Below are 15,871 nucleotides of genomic sequence, written 5' to 3'. Positions count from 1 at the left end.
CCGTCAGGAGTTGTACGCCGACTGCGCGCGCTCCAGACCCTCCGCCACCAGGCACTCGACGGAGTCCGCCGCCCGGTCCACGAAGTAGTCGAGCTCCTTGCGCTCCGTCGAGGAGAAGTCCTTCAGGACGAAGTCCGCGACCTGCATCCGGCCCGGCGGCCGCCCGATGCCGAACCGCACCCGGTGGTACTCCGCGGTCATCGCCTTCGTCATCGACTTCAGGCCGTTGTGCCCGTTGTCGCCACCGCCGAGCTTCAGCCGCAGCACCCCGTAGTCGATGTCCAGCTCGTCGTGGACCGCCACGACGTGCGCCGTCGGCACCTTGTAGAAGTCGCGCAGCGCCGTCACCGGACCGCCCGACAGGTTCATGTACGACATCGGCTTCGCCAGGATCACCCGCCGGTTGGCGGGCCCGGGCGGGCCCATCCGGCCCTCCACCACCTGGGCCTGGGCCTTCTGCGCACGCTTGAACTTGCCGCCGATGCGGTCCGCGAGCAGGTCCACCACCATGAAGCCCACGTTGTGGCGGTTGGCCGCGTACTCCGGCCCCGGGTTGCCGAGGCCGACGATCAGCCAGGGGGCGTTCGCGTCGTCCGTCATGGGGTCTCGTCTCCTCGTGTGCGTACAGGCGGGGAACAGGCGTGGAACAGGCAGGGGAACCGGCGGGGGAACAGAAGAAACGGGGTGACGGGCCCGAACGGCCCGTCACCCCGTCGCGTCAAGCAGAGCCTACGGCTCAGGCCTCGGCGCCCTCGGCGGCCTCGGCGGTCTCGCCCTCGGCGGCCTCCTCGGCCGGCTCCTCGGCCTGCGCGGCCAGGACCTGCAGCACGACGGCGTCGGCGTCGGTGACCAGGGTCGAGCCCTTCGGCAGCGTGATGTCCTTGGCGAGGATGGAGGCACCGGCCTCCAGGCCCTCGACGGAGACCGTGATGGCCTCGGGGAGGTGGGTGGCCTCGGCCTCGACGGAGAGCGTGTTCAGGACGTGCTCGAGCAGGTTGCCGCCGGCGGCCAGCTCACCCTCGGCCTGGACCGGAACCTCGACGGTGACCTTCTCGCCGCGCTTCACGAGGAGCAGGTCGACGTGCTCCAGGAAGCCCTTCAGCGGGTCGCGCTGCACGGCCTTCGGGATCGCCAGCTCGTTCTTGCCCTCGAGCTCGAGGGAGAGCAGGACGTTCGGGGTACGCAGGGCGAGCAGCAGCTCGTGGCCCGGCAGGGTGATGTGGACCGGGTCGGTGCCGTGACCGTAGAGAACGCCGGGGACCTTGCCCTCGCGGCGGACGCGGCGCGCCGCACCCTTGCCGAACTCGGTACGGGTCTCGGTGGCGAGCTTCACCTCGGACATGTGCACTCCTCGTAGTAAAGGTGACGAATGTGACCTGTCACCCGGCCACGACTGGCGATGGCCTGCTACGAAGAGCGCGTCGATAACGGATCGCCGTACCACCAGGGGTACGGCCTCCCTCGCCGAGCAACTACGGCAGTCTACTCGGCTCCGCGCCCGCCACCCAATTGGATCACCGGCCGCACGGATCGCCCCGGGCCGGGGCCGCCCGGCCGGCCGCCCCGGCCTCGCCCGGATCACCGGGCCGCCGCCACCTCCGCAAGCACGTCCCGGATCACCGGCCCCGCCGAACCCGAGCCGCTCTTCGCCTCCTCCACCACGCACGCGATGGCGATCTCCCCGTCGTGGGCGACCAGCCAGCCGTTGTTGTTGCCGTCCTCGGTCACCTCGGCCGTCCCCGTCTTGGCGCCCACCTCACCCGGCACGCCCTTCAGGACCGTCGCCGAGCCGTCGGTGACCGTGTCCCGCATCAGCGACCGCAGCTGCCCCACCACCCGCTCCGGCAGCTCCTTCGTCGCGATCCGCTCCTGCTCCGTGCCCTTCACGAGCAGCGGCTGATGGAACCGGCCCGACACCGCCGTCGCCGTCACCGACGCCATCGTCAGCGGATTCGTCCGCAGCCGCCCCTGACCGAACAGCGCCGCGGCCTTCTCCGTCTCGTCCGCCGGCACCGGCACCCGCGCGTCCACCGACCCGATGCCCGTCTTCCACTCGGGACCGCCGATCCCGAAGTACTCCTGCGCGAACGTCGTCACCTCCCCGTTCCCGAGCTTCCCGCGCAGCGCCACGAACGCCGTGTTGCAGGAGTGGATGAAGTCCTCCCGGAACGTCGCCCCCCGGATCTCCGAGGTCTCCACGTTGTGGAACTGCTTCCCGACCGTCAGGTACTTCGGACAGTCCACGACCGTCGACGGCGTCACCGCCCCCTTCCGAAGGAGCGCCGCGCTCGTCAGCACCTTCCACGTCGACCCCGGCGCGTACGTCCCCTGGAACGCGCGGTTGAAGCCCGCGGCCGGCCCGTTCGCCACCGCCACCACCTCGCCCGAGTCGATCCGCAGCGCCACCAGGCCCGCGTTCCTGCCCTGCGCGTGCCGGGCGAGGGCGCGGTCCGCGGCCCGCTGCACCCGCGCGTCGATCGTCGTCCGCACCGGTCCGCCGCCCTCGCCCGCCGCCGGACCGAACCGCACCGCCGTCGACCGCACCTCGCCCGTGACCCGGTCCACCACCTGCACCTCGCCGCGCGGCTTCCCGCCGCCCAGACCCAGGACCGAGATCAGCGAGGGATGCGCGGCGGCCGAGATCGGCGCGCCGTCCCGGTCCACGGCCGCGAGCTCCGCGGACTCCTCCTCGACCAGCCGGAACTTCTCCTTCTCGGTCAGCTTCGGATGCACCAGCGACAGCTCCCAGCGCACCCGCCAGCCCGCGTCCGTCCGGTCCACGCCCAGCTCGGAGCCGTACGACCAGGTGCCGAGCCCCGCCACCGGCAGCTTCGCGGTGTACGGGACGGTGGCCCCGTTCCCGCCCTCCGTGCGCGTCGCACCGGCGGCCGTCAGGACCGGCTTCGTGATCTCCAGACCTGCCGTGAAGTTCCGAAGCGTCTGCTCCGCCTTGGCCGGGGAGTCCGTCAGCCGCGCCGCGCCCGCCCAGTCGCCCGCCGCCCAACTCTGCAGGAACGATTCGGCGGCCCGTACCGCCGCCGGATCCGCCACCTGCGGAGCCTCCTCACCGGCCCCGCCCGGCCGCAGCGGCCCGAACCCCACCGCCCACCCCGCGGCGCCCGCCACCAGCACACCCGTCACCGCCACCGCCGGCCACCGCCGCCGCCGTCCCACCCGTCGATTCGTCATACCCCGCAGCGAAACAGACATCCCGGCCGTCGGTCCAAGACCCCGATCGCCATGAAACCCATAGCCGATTGCCTATCCTTGCTGCTCATGGACCTGCTGCTGCACCTCCGGTACTTCCGGACCGTCGCCGAGGAACAGCACTTCGGACGCGCCGCCGAGCGCCTCCACCTGGCCCAGCCCTCCCTCTCGCAGCGCATCCAACGCCTCGAACGCGAACTCGGCGTCCGCCTCCTCGACCGCACCAGCCGAGGCACCACCCTCACCCCCGCGGGCCGCCTCGTCCTCGCCGAAGCCGAACACCTCCTCGCCGCCGCCGACCGGCTCACCGCCACCGTCGCCCGCGTCCTCGGCGGCCAGGCCGGCACCCTCCGCGCCGCCGTCCCACCCCGCCTCGGCGCCGCCGCCGTCGGCGCCCTCCTCATCGCCTTCCGCGACCGCACCCCCGGCGGCGACCTCGACCTGCGCGAACTCACCACCACCGAACAGACCGACGCCCTCACCGACGGCACCCTCGACATCGGCATCGTCCGCCACCCCTGTCCCACCCCGGGACTCGCCTTCGGCCCCGTCCTCCACCAGCCCCTCGGCGTCCTCCTCGCCGCCACCGACCCCCTCGCCGCCCACCCCGAGATCCCCGCCGCCGCCCTCACCGGCCGCGACCTCGTCCTCTTCCCCCGCGCCGAAGCCCCCGCCCTCCACGACGAGACCCTCACCGCCTGCGCCCGCCACGGCTGCACCCCCGGCACCGTCCACGAAGCGGCGGGCCCCGACTTCACCCGCGGCCTCGTCCTCTCCGGCGGCGCCCTCGCCCTCGAACCCCACTCACCACCCGAACCAGGCACCGTCTGGCGTCCCCTCCGCGGCAACCCCCTCACCTGGCGCACCTCCACCGCCTGGCCTCAGGGCCGCGAGGGCCCCGCCGTGAAACTCTTCGCCGACACCGCCCACGAGACCCTCCGCACCCACGCCGGCATGCTCACCGACGCCCCCACCACCAGCGGCGCGTCCCCGAGGATGGTCTTCCCCCGCCCCGCATCGGAGTTCCCCCTGTGACCCCCGCCGCGTCCCCAGAACCCCCCGCGTCGCCGTCCGCGTCGCCCACCCCCGCACCGGCGGCGTCCCGCGCGGCCCGCACCCGCATCACCGCGGCCTTCACCGACGCCGGCGTCACCGGACAGCTCCACGCCACCGACATCGACACCGGCACCTCCCTCGGCGTCCACGCCGACACCGAAGCCCCCACCGCCAGCGTCCACAAGCTCTGTGTCATCGCCACCCTCTACCGCGAGGCCTCCCTCGGCCGCGTCGACCGCCGCCGCCCCGTCGACATCCCCGCCGAGAACCGCGCACCCGGCGGCACCGGCCTCGCCACCATGCGCGACGCCGCCCGCCTCTCCCTGCGCGACCTCGCCACCCTCGCCGTCGCCGTCAGCGACAACACCGCCGCCGACCTGCTCATCGACGCCCTCGGCCTCGACACCGTCAACCAGTGCATGACCGACCTCGGCCTCACCCGCACCATCGCCGTCCAGACCATGCGCGAACTCCACACCAGCCTCCGCGAAGACGCCGCCGGCACCCCCGCCGCCCTCACCGACCCCGCCGTCGTCGCCCACCTCCGCGCCCTCGACCCCACCCGCACCAACCGCTCCACACCCCGCGAACTCACCCGCCTCCTCACCGCCGTCTGGCGCGACGAACTCTGCGCGGGGGAGTACGGCGAAGAGCTCCGCGCCGTCCTCGGCCTCCAGGCCTGGACCCACCGCCTCGCCGCCGGCTTCCCCTTCGACGACGTCCGCGTCAGTGGCAAGACCGGCTCCCTGCCGACCCTCCGCCACGAAGCCGGAGTCGTCGAGTACCCCGACGGCGGCCGCTACGCCGTCGCGGTCTTCACCCGAGCCGCCGCCACCACCGTCACCCTCCCGGCGGCCGACGCCGCGATCGGTACGGCGGCGAGGATCGCGGTGGACGCCCTCAGGGCGGACAGGGCACTCAGGGCATGAGAAGGCTCAGGGCATGAGAAGGCTCAGGGCATGAGAAAGGCCCGCCTCCCCGAAGGGAAGCGGGCCCGACTCGGTCAGCTCCGGGTGACTCAGTGCTCCTCGAAGAGGCTCGTCACCGAGCCGTCCTCGAACACCTCACGCACGGCGGCCGCGATCGTCGGCGCGATCGACAGCACCGTGATCTTGTCCAGCTCCAGGGAGCTCGGCACCGGCAGCGTGTCCGTGAACACGAACTCGCTCACCTTCGAGTTCTTCAGACGATCGGCGGCCGGACCCGACAGGATGCCGTGCGTCGCCGTCACGATGACGTCCTCCGCGCCGTGCGCGAACAGCGCCTCGGCCGCGGCGCAGATCGTGCCGCCCGTGTCCACCATGTCGTCCACCAGGACGCAGACACGGCCACGGACGTCACCGACGACCTCGTGGACCGTCACCTGGTTGGCGACGTCCTTGTCACGACGCTTGTGCACGATCGCCAGCGGCGCGTCCAGACGGTCGCACCAGCGGTCCGCCACCCGCACACGACCCGCGTCCGGGGACACGATCGTCAGCTTCGTACGGTCCACCTTGCTGCCCACGTAGTCCGCCAGGACCGGCAGCGCCGACAGGTGGTCCACCGGGCCGTCGAAGAAGCCCTGGATCTGGTCCGTGTGCAGGTCGACCGTGAGGATCCGGTCCGCACCCGCCGTCTTCAGCAGATCGGCGACCAGACGGGCCGAGATCGGCTCACGGCCACGGTGCTTCTTGTCCTGACGGGCGTAGCCGTACGACGGGATGATCACGGTGATGCTCCGCGCCGAAGCACGCTTCAGCGCGTCGATCATGATCAGCTGCTCCATGATCCACTTGTTGATCGGAGCCGTGTGGCTCTGGATCAGGAAGCAGTCCGCGCCACGCGCCGACTCCTGGAAACGGACGTAGATCTCACCGTTCGCGAAGTCGAAAGCCTTGGTCGGCACGAGGCCGACACCCAGCTGGTGCGCGACCTCCTCGGCCAGCTCGGGGTGGGCGCGGCCGGAGAAGAGCATCAGCTTCTTCTCGCCGGTCGTCTTGATCCCGGTCACAGCACTGTCTCCTCAGACGTGTCTTCTGGTCGCGACCACCGCGCTCCCGTGCGGGTGAGCGAGCCAGCCGAATTTATGTGCACGTATCACGGTACGCCGAGTTCGACGCACCTGTTTCCGGTCAGCTTTCGCCGGCGGAGTCCTCAGTGGCCAGCTGAGCGGCCTGCGCCGCGGCGCTGCCGGGCCGCTTCCGGGCGACCCAACCCTCGATATTCCGCTGCTGGCCACGGGCGACGGCGAGCGAGCCGGCCGGTACGTCCTTGGTGATGACGGACCCGGCAGCGGTGTACGCACCGTCCCCGATCGTGATGGGTGCCACAAACATGTTGTCCGACCCGGTCCGGCAGTGCGACCCGATCGTCGTGTGGTGCTTGGCCTCACCGTCGTAGTTCACGAAGACGCTCGCCGCGCCGATGTTCGTGTACTCACCGATCGTCGCGTCGCCCACGTAGGAGAGGTGCGGCACCTTCGTGCCCTCGCCGATCGTGGCGTTCTTCATCTCCACGTACGTACCGGCCTTGGCCTTCAGCCCCAGGTTCGTCCCCGGACGCAGGTACGCGAACGGGCCCACGGACGCGCTCTCGCCGATCACGGCCGAGTCGGCGACCGTGTTGTCCACCCGGGCACCCTTGCCGACCGTCGTGTCCTTCAGCCGCGTGTTCGGACCCACCTCGGCGTCCTCACCGATGTGCGTGGCGCCGAGCAGCTGCGTACCCGGGTGGATGACCGCGTCCCGCTCGAACGTCACGGTCACGTCGACGAAGACGGAGCCCGGGTCGACCACGGTCACGCCCGCCGTCATCGCGCGCTCGAGCAGCCGCTGGTTCAGCAGCGCACGGGCCTCCGCCAGCTGTACCCGGTTGTTGATCCCCAGGATCTCCCGGTGGTCGCCCGCCACCGACGCGCCCACCCGGTGGCCGGCCTCGCGGAGGATCGACAGCACGTCCGTGAGGTACTCCTCACCCTGGCTGTTGTCCGTCCGCACCTTGCCCAGCGCGTCGGCGAGCAGGAGCCCGTCGAAGGCGAACACCCCGGAGTTGATCTCCCGGATCGCCCGCTGCTCGTCGGAGGCGTCCTTGTGCTCCACGATCGCGGTCACGGCGCCCGAGGCGTCCCGCACGATGCGCCCGTAGCCGGTGGAGTCCGGCACCTCGGCGGTCAGCACGGTGACGGCGTTGCCGTCGGCGGCGTGCGTACCGGCCAGGGCCTTCAGGGTCTCCCCGGAGAGCAGCGGGGTGTCGCCGCACACGACGACGACGGTCCCGTCGGGTGCCTGGCCCAGCTCCTCGAGCCCCATGCGAACGGCGTGACCGGTGCCGTTCTGCTCGTACTGGACGGCGGTGCGGGTACCGGCGTAGTGCGCGTCGAGATGCGCGGTGACCTGCTCACGGGCGTGCCCGACGACCACGACGAGGTGCTCGGGCTCCAGCTCACGCGCGGCGGACACGACGTGCCCGACAAGGGAACGTCCGGCGATTTCGTGCAGGACCTTGGGGGTCTTCGACTTCATGCGGGTGCCCTCACCCGCTGCGAGGACGACGACGGCGGCCGGGCGGTTGGCGCTCACGGGAATGCCCTTCGGCTTCGGGTGGTGGACACCCGCAGGATACCGGGGGGTACAGGGCCGGATATGAGTGCGGGTCCTGACGCAGAAAGTCAGGACCCGTGACAAGACGCTCCCCCGCCAGGACTCGAACCCGGACATAAGGCACCAAAAGCCTCAGTGCTGCCAATTACACCACAGGGGATGGCAACCGACTAAACCGGACATTCGGTCAGGTCGCCGGACCGGCACCCAACACTATGCCGTACCAAGCCCCCTCCATGCGACGGTAGGGATCAGGGACCGACGCGTGTACGCGGTCGACGTGCGCCGCACCCGGGTCCGGCGCTCTTCGGAAAATGGCTCGCGCCCGCCCGTACGCTGGAGGGCATGACCACAACGGGGGCACACCAGGACGCGACGGGCATGACGCCCGGCGGACTGTGGTGGTGGGGGAGACGGCGCAGCGCGGTGCTCGACATCGGGCTGGCCGCCGCGTCGGCGCTGGAGTGCGGGATCCAGGGGGTCGGTTTCGCCGGTCAGGCGGGGCTGCCGGTGCCCGTGGGGGTGCTGTTCGGGCTGTTGGTCGGCTCGGTGCTGCTGGTGCGGCGCCGGTGGCCGATCGTCGTGGTGCTGGTGTCGATCTCCGTCACGCCCGCCGAGATGGGCTACCTCATGGGGATCGTCGGGCTGTACACGCTCGCCGCCTCGGAGGTGCCGCGCCGGATCACGGCCGCGCTCGCCGGTATGTCGACGGTCGCGGTCTTCGTCGTGACGATGGTGCGCGTGCGCCAGGACGTCGCCCAGGCCGACGCCGGCCAGCCGGATTTCGATGCCAGTGGCTGGTACGTCCCGGTCGTCGCGGTCTTTCTGACCCTGGGGCTGAACGCGCCGCCGGTGCTGTTCGGCCTGTACATAGGGGCGCGGCGGCGGCTGATGGAGAGTCTGCGGGAGCGGGCGGACAGTCTGGAGCAGGAGTTGTCCCTGCTGGCGGACCGCGCGGAGCAGCGGGCGCAGTGGGCGCGGCAGGAGGAGCGGACGCGGATCGCGCGGGAGATGCACGACGTGGTCGCGCACCGGGTGTCGTTGATGGTGGTGCACGCGGCGGCCTTGCAGGCGGTGGCGTTGAAGGATCCGCAGAAGGCGGTGAAGAACGCGGCGCTGGTCGGCGACATGGGGCGGCAGGCGCTGACGGAGTTGCGGGAGATGCTGGGCGTGCTGCGGGAGGGCGCCGCGGCGGAGGTGCCCGCGCCCGTGCCCTTGGCGGCGGTGGGGCGGGCTGCCGCGGCGGCGGCCGAGGCGGCGTCGGAGGACGGTCCGTGTCTGGACGCGCTGGAGGAGCTGGTCGAGCAGTCGCGGCAGGCGGGTGCGGTCGTGGAGCTGACAGTGCTCGGCGAGGCGCGGGCGTACGCGGCGGAGGTCGAGCGGACGGCGTACCGGGTGGTCCAGGAGGCGCTGACGAACGTGCACAAGCACGCGGCGGGCGCCAAGGTCGTGGTCCGGCTCGCGCATCGTGCGGCGGAGGTCGCGATGCAGGTGGAGAACGGTCCTTCGGACGCCGAGGCGGCGGACGCGCATCTGCCGAGCGGGGGCAACGGCCTGGTCGGTATGCGGGAGCGTGTGACGCGGCTGGGCGGGGTGTTCGTGTCGGGTCCGACGGACGCGGGCGGGTTCCGGGTGTCGGCGGTGCTGCCGGTGGGGGAGCGGGCGGCGTAGGCGTCGTGGTTCAGCCCGTGACCCGGCCGGCCCCCGCTGGACCCGGCTGAGCGGGTGGCGTGGGCGTGGGCCGGCCGTGGGTCAGCCCGTGACCAGGCGCGTCGGCTGGGTTCCGGTGATGAGGGTCGACAGGGCCGCGTCGATGTCGCGGCCCAGGAACCAGTCGCCGGTGTGGTCCATGCAGTAGACCCGGCCTTCGAGGTCTATCGCGAGGACCGCCTGGTGTTCGCCCTCCTCGCCCAGGGGGGAGATCTCCGTGCCGAGGGCCCGGCCGAGGTCGGCGAAGGTGCGGGCGAGGTGGAGCCCGGCGAGGGGGTCGAAGCGGAGGGTGGCGGGGGCGATCTGGCGGCCCGCGCCGGGTGCGATGACCTGGAGGCCCCCGAATTCCGCCCATGCCTCGACGGCCGCGGGGAACACGCTGTGCCGGTGCCCGCCGGGTGTGACGTGGGCGCGCAGGGCGTCGGCCCACTGCTCGGCGAGCTTTATGTCCCAGCGGCCGGGCTGCCATCCCGCCTCGCGGAGGGCGGCGTCGACGTTGACCGGGAAGCGGGTGGTGCTGAGGTGGTCGGGCATGGAGGTGCGGTCAGCCGTTCTCGACAGTCGAGGTGGGGTCGACGGTGCGGACACCGAAGTGCGCGAGCATCGCCGTACAGGAGCGGCAGGGCGCGGCGTAGCTGCCGTGCAGGGGGTCGCCGTCCTCTCGGATGCGGCGCGCGGTGAGTTTGGCCTGCTTGAGGGAGCGGCGCGCTTCGCTGTGGGTGAGGGGCTTGCGCTGGGCTCGCTTGGAGCGGCCGGTCTCGGTGGCGGTCAGGTGGCGGGAGAGCAGGATGGCTTCGGGGCAGCGTCCGGTGAAGCGTTCGCGCTGCCCGCTGGTGAGGGTGTCGAGGAAGTCCTGGACGAGTGGGTGCAGGGCTGGCGGCCGGTCGCCTCGGCCGGCGGTGCAGGTGAGGGTTTCGCCGCGCACGGAGAGCGCTGCGCCGACGGTGGGGAGGATGCCGTCGCGACGGAAGCGCAGTAACGGGGCGCGGGTGGATTCGGTGCTGCTCCAGTTGAGGCGTGGGTCACCCTGCGTGGGCGTCGGTGTTGCGTACATGGTGCCTTCTTCCCCTCCTGCAATCCCCCCGGAGTTGCTGGAACAGAGTGCCAAATGGGACGCCCTATGTGGAAGCGGGGTACTCGAACCCGTCCGTGGTGTGTCGTAACTATCGCCGGTGCGTCATCCGTTCGTGACAGTTGGTCACGCGCTGTGTTCGTGGGGAGGGTGGGGGGATCGGGCCGGGTCGCGGGCTTGTGGCAGCGCATAGGCTGTGCGGAATCAGCCAGCAGCCAGCGCAGGGGGCAACCGCCATGACGACAGGTCGGCTCGGGCAGCACGCCGCGCCACCGAACGCGGCTTACGCCGGGCAGGTCGTGCACTTCCCGGACCCGGTCCGGGCTTCCCGGCATCCCCGAGGGGTGCGGGTGGACGAACACGGCTATCCGGACTTCTCGCCGTACGCCCGGGTCGCGGCGGAGATCGCCGACCCGCCGGAGGGCTTCGGCGTCGACGAGTTGCGGCTGACGGACTACGTGTCGGCGAACGCGGCGCTCGCCGCGACCGGCCACGAGCTGTGGGACACGATTCCGGCGGTGGCGACCCCGCACGGCTGGACGTGGCATCACGTGGCGGGCAGCCGGCGGATGGAGTTGGTCCCGGTCGAGGTGAAGGCGCTGCTGCGTCACCACGGCGGGGTGGCGACGGCGGCTGTCGACCACGCCAAGCGCGGTACGCGTCCGCTGCAGGAGACCCGGCCGGCCCACTTCGGTCTGCCGAAGGGCCTGGTGTCGGTGTCCGAGCAGCAACTGCTCGGTGTGGAGGAGGACCTGGGCTACCGCCTGCCGGGCGCGTACCGCTCCTTCCTGAAGGCGGCGGGTGGTTGCGCGCCGGTGGGCGCGGCGCTGGACGCGGAGTTGGGGCTGCTGTTCGACCAGCCGTTCTTCACGGTCCGCGAGGAGGCGGGGGTCAATGACCTCGTCTACGTCAACAAGTGTCTGCGCGACCATCTGACCAAGGACTATCTGGGCGTCGCGTTCGCGCAGGGCGGGATCCTGGCGGTGAAGGTGAAGGGCGACCGGATCGGCACGGTGTGGTTCTGCGCGTACGACGACGCGCGGGACTCCGGCGAGACCGCGGCGGCGTGGAGCGTGGGCGAGCGCGCGGAGCGGCTGCTGCACCCGTGCGGCGAGGACTTCGACGCGTTCCTGCAGCGTCTCGCGGGCAATCCGCCGGAGCTGGAGACGGTGGCGAACCTGATGGTGGACGGCGGCTTCGCGCGCGCTGTGCCCGTGGTCCCGGTGGGGGAGTGAACTGGCTGTGGTGACGTTCGCGCAGGCGCAGGAGCGCGCCGAGGAGTGGATCAACGGCGATGTGCCCGGGTACCAGCACCGTGAGGTGCGGGTGCGGGAGTTCGGGCTCGGGTTCGTGGTCTGGGCGGAGGACCGCGAGGGCGGTCCGATCTCGGACGGCGGCCGTCAGCGGCTGGTCATCGCCCGGGACAGCGGCGAGGTGACGCTGTGGCCGGGGCTGCCTGTGGGTGAGGTGATCCGGCGGTACGAGGAGGAGTACGGCACGGTCGAGGACGAGGCGGGCCCGGGCGCGCCGGCGGCGCCGCCCGAGCGGGTGGATCTGAACGCGACGTCGTTCCTGTTGAGCCCGCCCGAGTGGCTGCAGGACGCGGCGGACAAGCTCGGGCTGCCGCCGAAGGGGCCGAACGCGTCCCAGGCGGGCGGGAGTTCGACGAGCGGCGAGGCGACGGGTGACGGTTCGCCTTCGCCTTCGCCCTCGCCTTCGCCTTCGCCTTCGCTCTCGGCTTCGCCCTCGGAGCCGGTGCCTGGCGCGTCGGAGGGGCGGTCGGTCGACTACGAGCCGACGGCTTCCGACGGCGTGCCCGCCGAGACCCCTGGGCCGGTTCCGGCCCCTGCTCCGGCCCCGGTTCCGGCGCCTGCTCCGGTCCCGAGTCCGGCTCCGGCTGCCGCGCCGGTGGCCGCGAGCCCGTGGGCGGACGCCAACGCGAGTTCGGGCGGTGCGGACGGCTCCGTACCGCTGCCGGCGACCGTCTTCGCGCCGCCGCTTTCCGGCGCGGACGACGACGACACGCCGCTGCCGATCGTGGGCGCGGACGCTCCGACGGCCCTGATGGCGGGCGGCAGCGCGCTCCCGCCGACGGCGATCGCCCAGGCCCTCGACCCGAACGCCCCGCCGCCGGGCGGCGCGTCGCTCGGCGGCGGTGTCGCGGTGCCGCCGCCGGGTACGCCGACGCCTCCGCCCGGTACGCCGACGCCTCCGCCCGCTGCCCCGCCCGCTCCGGGTACGCCGACGCCGCCGCCGGCGCTGGGTGTGCCGGGGGCCGGGGACATCGCGGACGCCGCGACCAGCAAGGCGGCGCTGCCGCCGCGCGGTGCGCGCGGGAGCGGGGGGAGCACTCCTCCGCCGCCGCAGGCGCCGGGGGTTCCCGGTACGCCCGCGGGCGGTTACGTACGGACGCAGCTGGTGTCGCAGCTCGGGCCCGACGGCCCCCAGCCCCCCGGCCCGCCGGGAGTTCCGGGAGCCCCCGGTGCGCCGACGCCTCCCGGTCCTCCCGCGCCTCCCGGTCCGGCCACGCCTCCGCAGCCCGTGCACCAGGCGGCGACCATGCTCGCGCACCCGAGCCAGGGCGGCCCCGGTGCGCCCGTGCCCCCGCCCGCCCCGCCGGGCATGCCCGGCGCTCCCGGTGCTCCCGGTGCCCCCGGCGTGCCCGGTGGGTCGGACGGTGCCGGGGTCGCGCACGCGGCGACGATGCTCGCGCACCCCGGCCCCGGTGGGATCGCCCCGCCCGGCCCGCCCGGTGCACCGGGCGCTCCCGGGGCCCCTGGTGCCCCTGGTGCTCCCGGCGCGCCCGGGACTCCGCCCGGTGGGGTGCACCACGCGGCGACGATGCTGGCGCAGCCGGGCCCGGGTGGGCCGCCGGCTCCGCCGGGGCCGCCGCCGTCCGTGCAGGGTGCGCCGTCGGCGCCGCCCGCGTACGGGTACCCGCAGCAGCCGACCGGTCAGCCGACCGTCGGTCCCGGCTACCAGGCCGTGCTGCGCTACCGCGCGCCGGACGGTTCCGAGGCGCAGATCATCCGGCGGTCCGCTCCCGGTACCCCGCACCCCGAGTGGCAGATCCTGCACGAGCTGCGCGCGATGAACGTGCCGCCGCAGCAGGTCCTGGAGCTGCACACGGAGTTGGAGTCCTGTGAGCTGCCGGGTGGCTACTGCGCGCGGATGATCCGGGAGACCTGGCCGCAGGCGCGGATCACCAACATCGCTCCGTACGGCAGGGATCACGCGGGCCGCCAGCAGGGCATGCGGCAACTCCTCACGCATCAGGGTGAGTTGCACCAGGTCGCGGACGGTCCGGCGCGCCCCGCGCCGGTGCGGGCGCCGCTGCCGCAGGTGCAGCCGGCGCCGCCGATCCCGCCGGACGGGATCGCGCAGGAGATGGCGGGCGCCTTCGGGCCCGGTATCTGCCGGTTCGACCAGCGGGCGGTGTCGCGGCAGGGCGTGCCCGAGGTCGTGGCGCTGACGCTCGTCTGGGCGGGTCTTCCGGCCGACTTCAGTCCGTTCTTCTGGGCGCAGCCGGCCCAGCCGGTGGTGCCGACGCTGGCGGAGCTGGCGGCGCAGCGGCAGATCCAGCCGGCGTCGGACGCGGGCTCGTACCTCGTGATCGGTTCGGACTTCGGGCGGGCGATCTGCGTCCAGTACGGGACCGCGCACATCGTCGCCGTACCGGTCGAGGCCGGTCCGGGCGGTGCGCCGGTGCCGCCGCAGTTCGTGAACAGCGGGCTGCCGGAGTTCGCGCGGTCGATGGCGCTGCTGGGGCGGATGTGGCGGCTGCGGTTCGGGCTCAACCCGGAGCAGGCGGGCCGCTGGACGGTCGACTTCCAGGCGCAGTTGGCGATGCTGGACCCGGCGGCGCTCGCGTCGCCGGAGAACTGGTGGTCGGTGCTCCTGGAGCAGATGTGGGACGGCCTGCTGTAGGCCCCCTGTTGGCCGACCGTAGGCCATATGTGACGAAAGGCGCCCGGCGTGGAGGACACGTCGGGCGCCTTTCGTCATGTCCGATGACGCATTCTTGGCATGTGAGCGATTAGGGCTCTTTTGGCCATGAGGGAAGGGGCGTCAGGGATGGATTTCGCCGTCGGACGGGGGCGCGGCTACCGCCCCGCGCAGGTCGATCGTCACCTCGCCGCGCTCTCCGACGAACGGGACGCGGCGTGGGAGCGGGCGGCCCGGCTGACGGTGCTCGCGAAGGAGATGGGGGCGGAGGCGGCCCGGCTGCGGGCGGCGGTCGAGGCGCTGGCGCCGCAGCGGTACGAGTCGCTGGGCGAGGGGGCGCGCCGGATCCTCGAACTCGCCGAGGCGGAGGACGAGCGTCTGGTGCGGGCGGCGGAGGCCGAGGCGCAGTCCCTCGCCGGGGCGGCCGAGGAGGAGGCGCGTTCGGCGACGGAGGCGGCCCGGGCGTACGCCGAGGGGGTGCGGACGGAGGCGGAGGACACGGCCCGCGCGACCCTGGAGGCGGCGGGCGCGGAGGCCGATGCGCTGCGCGTGGCGGCCGGCGAGGAGGCGGAGGAGCGGCGGGCGCAGGCCAGGGCCGCCGTCGAGGAGACGTCCCGCAGGGGTACGGCGCTGCTGGAGAAGCAGCGCGCGCAGCAGGCGGTCGTACGGGAGAAGGCCGAGCGCACGGCGCTGTCCCGGGCGGAGGAACTGGACGCCCACCACGAGGAACTCGCCGCCGCCGCGCAGGCCCGCCTCGCGGAGGCCGAACGGGACGCCGCGCGCACGGAGGAACGGGCCCGACGCGACCAGCAGGACGCCGAGGCGAGGGCGGCGGACGTCCTCGCCGAGGCCCGGGCCCGGAGCGAGCGGACGGAACGCGCGACGGAACGCGTGCTGCGGGAACACGACGAGGCCCGCGAGGAGATTCACGCCCACATGGAACACATCCGCGCCTCGCTGGCGGGGCTGACGGGGAGGGTGGGCGGGAACCCCGGACAGGAGGAGTCGGCGTCTGGACCGGAACAGGGCCCGGAGACGGAGCCGGAGCCGGGCGACCGGTAAGAGGGCGGCCAGGGACCGTCACAGGGAAGCGGAAGGCAGGCGTGCGGCGCCGGAGTCGGGACCCGAGGTGGACGCTTGTACGCGCGAGAGCCCGGCCGTCCGAGCCGGACGGCAGGCCCTAGGGCCTGTCCGGCGGATCATGACCGGGGCCGCGGCGTCTGGCACGGCACCTCGCCGCGTTGCCGAAACGCCCCGATAGCTCCGCTATCGAGACGCTCCGGCGCCTTGCGATGCACCG

The 15,871-nt window shown here is 73.0% G+C and carries 13 protein-coding genes and 1 tRNA gene; 6 read left to right on the top strand and 8 right to left on the bottom strand.

Annotation, left to right across the window (positions count from 1 at the left end; genetic code table 11):
* Window positions 1–3 precede the first annotated feature (3 nt).
* From pth to AB0E14_RS33695, 3 genes are all read right to left on the bottom strand, one after another.
* On the bottom strand, window positions 4–600 hold the full coding sequence (gene pth, locus AB0E14_RS33705; protein ID WP_362427148.1) for an aminoacyl-tRNA hydrolase: 597 nt from the start codon (window positions 598–600) through the stop codon (window positions 4–6).
* A 136-nt stretch (window positions 601–736) separates the two neighbouring features.
* Window positions 737–1,342 carry a 50S ribosomal protein L25/general stress protein Ctc gene (locus AB0E14_RS33700; protein WP_362427145.1) on the bottom strand — a complete coding sequence of 202 codons (606 nt, stop codon included), beginning with the start codon at window positions 1,340–1,342 and terminating at the stop codon, window positions 737–739.
* Between the two features lie 236 nt (window positions 1,343–1,578).
* Window positions 1,579–3,189 (bottom strand): penicillin-binding transpeptidase domain-containing protein, encoded by a 1,611-nt coding sequence (locus AB0E14_RS33695; protein WP_362427142.1) that lies wholly within the window; start codon window positions 3,187–3,189, stop codon window positions 1,579–1,581.
* A gap of 87 nt (window positions 3,190–3,276) precedes the next feature.
* Here AB0E14_RS33695 and AB0E14_RS33690 point away from each other — a divergent pair, with 87 nt between their 5' ends.
* Both AB0E14_RS33690 and AB0E14_RS33685 read left to right on the top strand, forming a co-directional pair.
* On the top strand, window positions 3,277–4,242 hold the full coding sequence (locus AB0E14_RS33690) for a LysR family transcriptional regulator (protein ID WP_362427139.1): 966 nt from the start codon (window positions 3,277–3,279) through the stop codon (window positions 4,240–4,242).
* An 86-nt stretch (window positions 4,243–4,328) separates the two neighbouring features.
* Window positions 4,329–5,192, top strand: a complete 864-nt coding sequence (locus AB0E14_RS33685; RefSeq protein ID WP_362427181.1) for a serine hydrolase — start codon at window positions 4,329–4,331, stop codon at window positions 5,190–5,192.
* An 89-nt stretch (window positions 5,193–5,281) separates the two neighbouring features.
* Here the strand turns inward: AB0E14_RS33685 and AB0E14_RS33680 are convergent, their stop codons facing one another.
* The 3 genes from AB0E14_RS33680 to AB0E14_RS33670 all read right to left on the bottom strand — a co-directional run bounded on the left by AB0E14_RS33680 (window position 5,282) and on the right by AB0E14_RS33670 (window position 8,004).
* Entirely contained in the window at window positions 5,282–6,256 is a 975-nt protein-coding gene (locus AB0E14_RS33680; RefSeq protein WP_362427136.1) for a ribose-phosphate diphosphokinase, read from the bottom strand.
* A gap of 121 nt (window positions 6,257–6,377) precedes the next feature.
* On the bottom strand, window positions 6,378–7,823 hold the full coding sequence (gene glmU / locus AB0E14_RS33675) for a bifunctional UDP-N-acetylglucosamine diphosphorylase/glucosamine-1-phosphate N-acetyltransferase GlmU (RefSeq protein WP_362427133.1): 1,446 nt from the start codon (window positions 7,821–7,823) through the stop codon (window positions 6,378–6,380).
* Between the two features lie 109 nt (window positions 7,824–7,932).
* Window positions 7,933–8,004 (bottom strand) — tRNA-Gln (locus tag AB0E14_RS33670).
* Window positions 8,005–8,189: 185 nt separating this feature from the next.
* Here AB0E14_RS33670 and AB0E14_RS33665 point away from each other — a divergent pair.
* The gene (locus tag AB0E14_RS33665) at window positions 8,190–9,515 is read left to right on the top strand and encodes a histidine kinase (protein WP_362427130.1); all 1,326 of its coding nucleotides are present in this window, start codon (window positions 8,190–8,192) and stop codon (window positions 9,513–9,515) included.
* 81 nt (window positions 9,516–9,596) lie between these two features.
* Here AB0E14_RS33665 and AB0E14_RS33660 read toward each other — a convergent pair whose 3' ends face one another.
* Window positions 9,597–10,088 (bottom strand): SUKH-3 domain-containing protein, encoded by a 492-nt coding sequence (locus AB0E14_RS33660; protein WP_362427127.1) that lies wholly within the window; start codon window positions 10,086–10,088, stop codon window positions 9,597–9,599.
* 10 nt (window positions 10,089–10,098) lie between these two features.
* Window positions 10,099–10,608, bottom strand: a complete 510-nt coding sequence (locus AB0E14_RS33655) for a YwqJ-related putative deaminase (protein WP_362427124.1) — start codon at window positions 10,606–10,608, stop codon at window positions 10,099–10,101.
* A gap of 254 nt (window positions 10,609–10,862) precedes the next feature.
* Between AB0E14_RS33655 and AB0E14_RS33650 the strand changes: the two genes are divergently transcribed.
* The 3 genes from AB0E14_RS33650 to AB0E14_RS33640 all read left to right on the top strand — a co-directional run bounded on the left by AB0E14_RS33650 (window position 10,863) and on the right by AB0E14_RS33640 (window position 15,633).
* Window positions 10,863–11,861, top strand: coding sequence for an SMI1/KNR4 family protein (locus tag AB0E14_RS33650; RefSeq protein ID WP_362427121.1), 999 nt, complete (start codon window positions 10,863–10,865; stop codon window positions 11,859–11,861).
* A gap of 7 nt (window positions 11,862–11,868) precedes the next feature.
* Complete coding sequence (locus AB0E14_RS33645; protein ID WP_362427118.1) at window positions 11,869–14,553, top strand: SUKH-4 family immunity protein; 2,685 nt, start codon at window positions 11,869–11,871, stop codon at window positions 14,551–14,553.
* 147 nt (window positions 14,554–14,700) lie between these two features.
* Window positions 14,701–15,633 carry a cellulose-binding protein gene (locus tag AB0E14_RS33640; RefSeq protein ID WP_362427114.1) on the top strand — a complete coding sequence of 311 codons (933 nt, stop codon included), beginning with the start codon at window positions 14,701–14,703 and terminating at the stop codon, window positions 15,631–15,633.
* The last annotated feature ends 238 nt before the right edge of the window (window positions 15,634–15,871 follow it).

The sequence above is a fragment of the Streptomyces sp. NPDC047981 genome (assembly GCF_040653315.1).
Lineage (GTDB): Bacteria > Actinomycetota > Actinomycetes > Streptomycetales > Streptomycetaceae > Streptomyces.
The sequence above is the reverse complement of the archived record's forward strand: the minus strand, read 5'-3'. Positions and strand labels throughout refer to the sequence as shown.

Bases quoted from the DNA above. Each gene is read 5' to 3' on its own strand.
- pth (WP_362427148.1), bottom strand. From the start codon at position 600: ATGACGGACGACGCGAACGCCCCCTGGCTGATCGTCGGCCTCGGCAAC.
- AB0E14_RS33700 (WP_362427145.1), bottom strand. From the start codon at position 1,342: ATGTCCGAGGTGAAGCTCGCCACCGAGACCCGTACCGAGTTCGGCAAG.
- AB0E14_RS33695 (WP_362427142.1), bottom strand. From the start codon at position 3,189: ATGACGAATCGACGGGTGGGACGGCGGCGGCGGTGGCCGGCGGTGGCG.
- AB0E14_RS33690 (WP_362427139.1), top strand. From the start codon at position 3,277: ATGGACCTGCTGCTGCACCTCCGGTACTTCCGGACCGTCGCCGAGGAA.
- AB0E14_RS33665 (WP_362427130.1), top strand. From the start codon at position 8,190: ATGACCACAACGGGGGCACACCAGGACGCGACGGGCATGACGCCCGGC.
- AB0E14_RS33660 (WP_362427127.1), bottom strand. From the start codon at position 10,088: ATGCCCGACCACCTCAGCACCACCCGCTTCCCGGTCAACGTCGACGCC.
- AB0E14_RS33655 (WP_362427124.1), bottom strand. From the start codon at position 10,608: ATGTACGCAACACCGACGCCCACGCAGGGTGACCCACGCCTCAACTGG.
- AB0E14_RS33650 (WP_362427121.1), top strand. From the start codon at position 10,863: ATGACGACAGGTCGGCTCGGGCAGCACGCCGCGCCACCGAACGCGGCT.
- AB0E14_RS33640 (WP_362427114.1), top strand. From the start codon at position 14,701: ATGGATTTCGCCGTCGGACGGGGGCGCGGCTACCGCCCCGCGCAGGTC.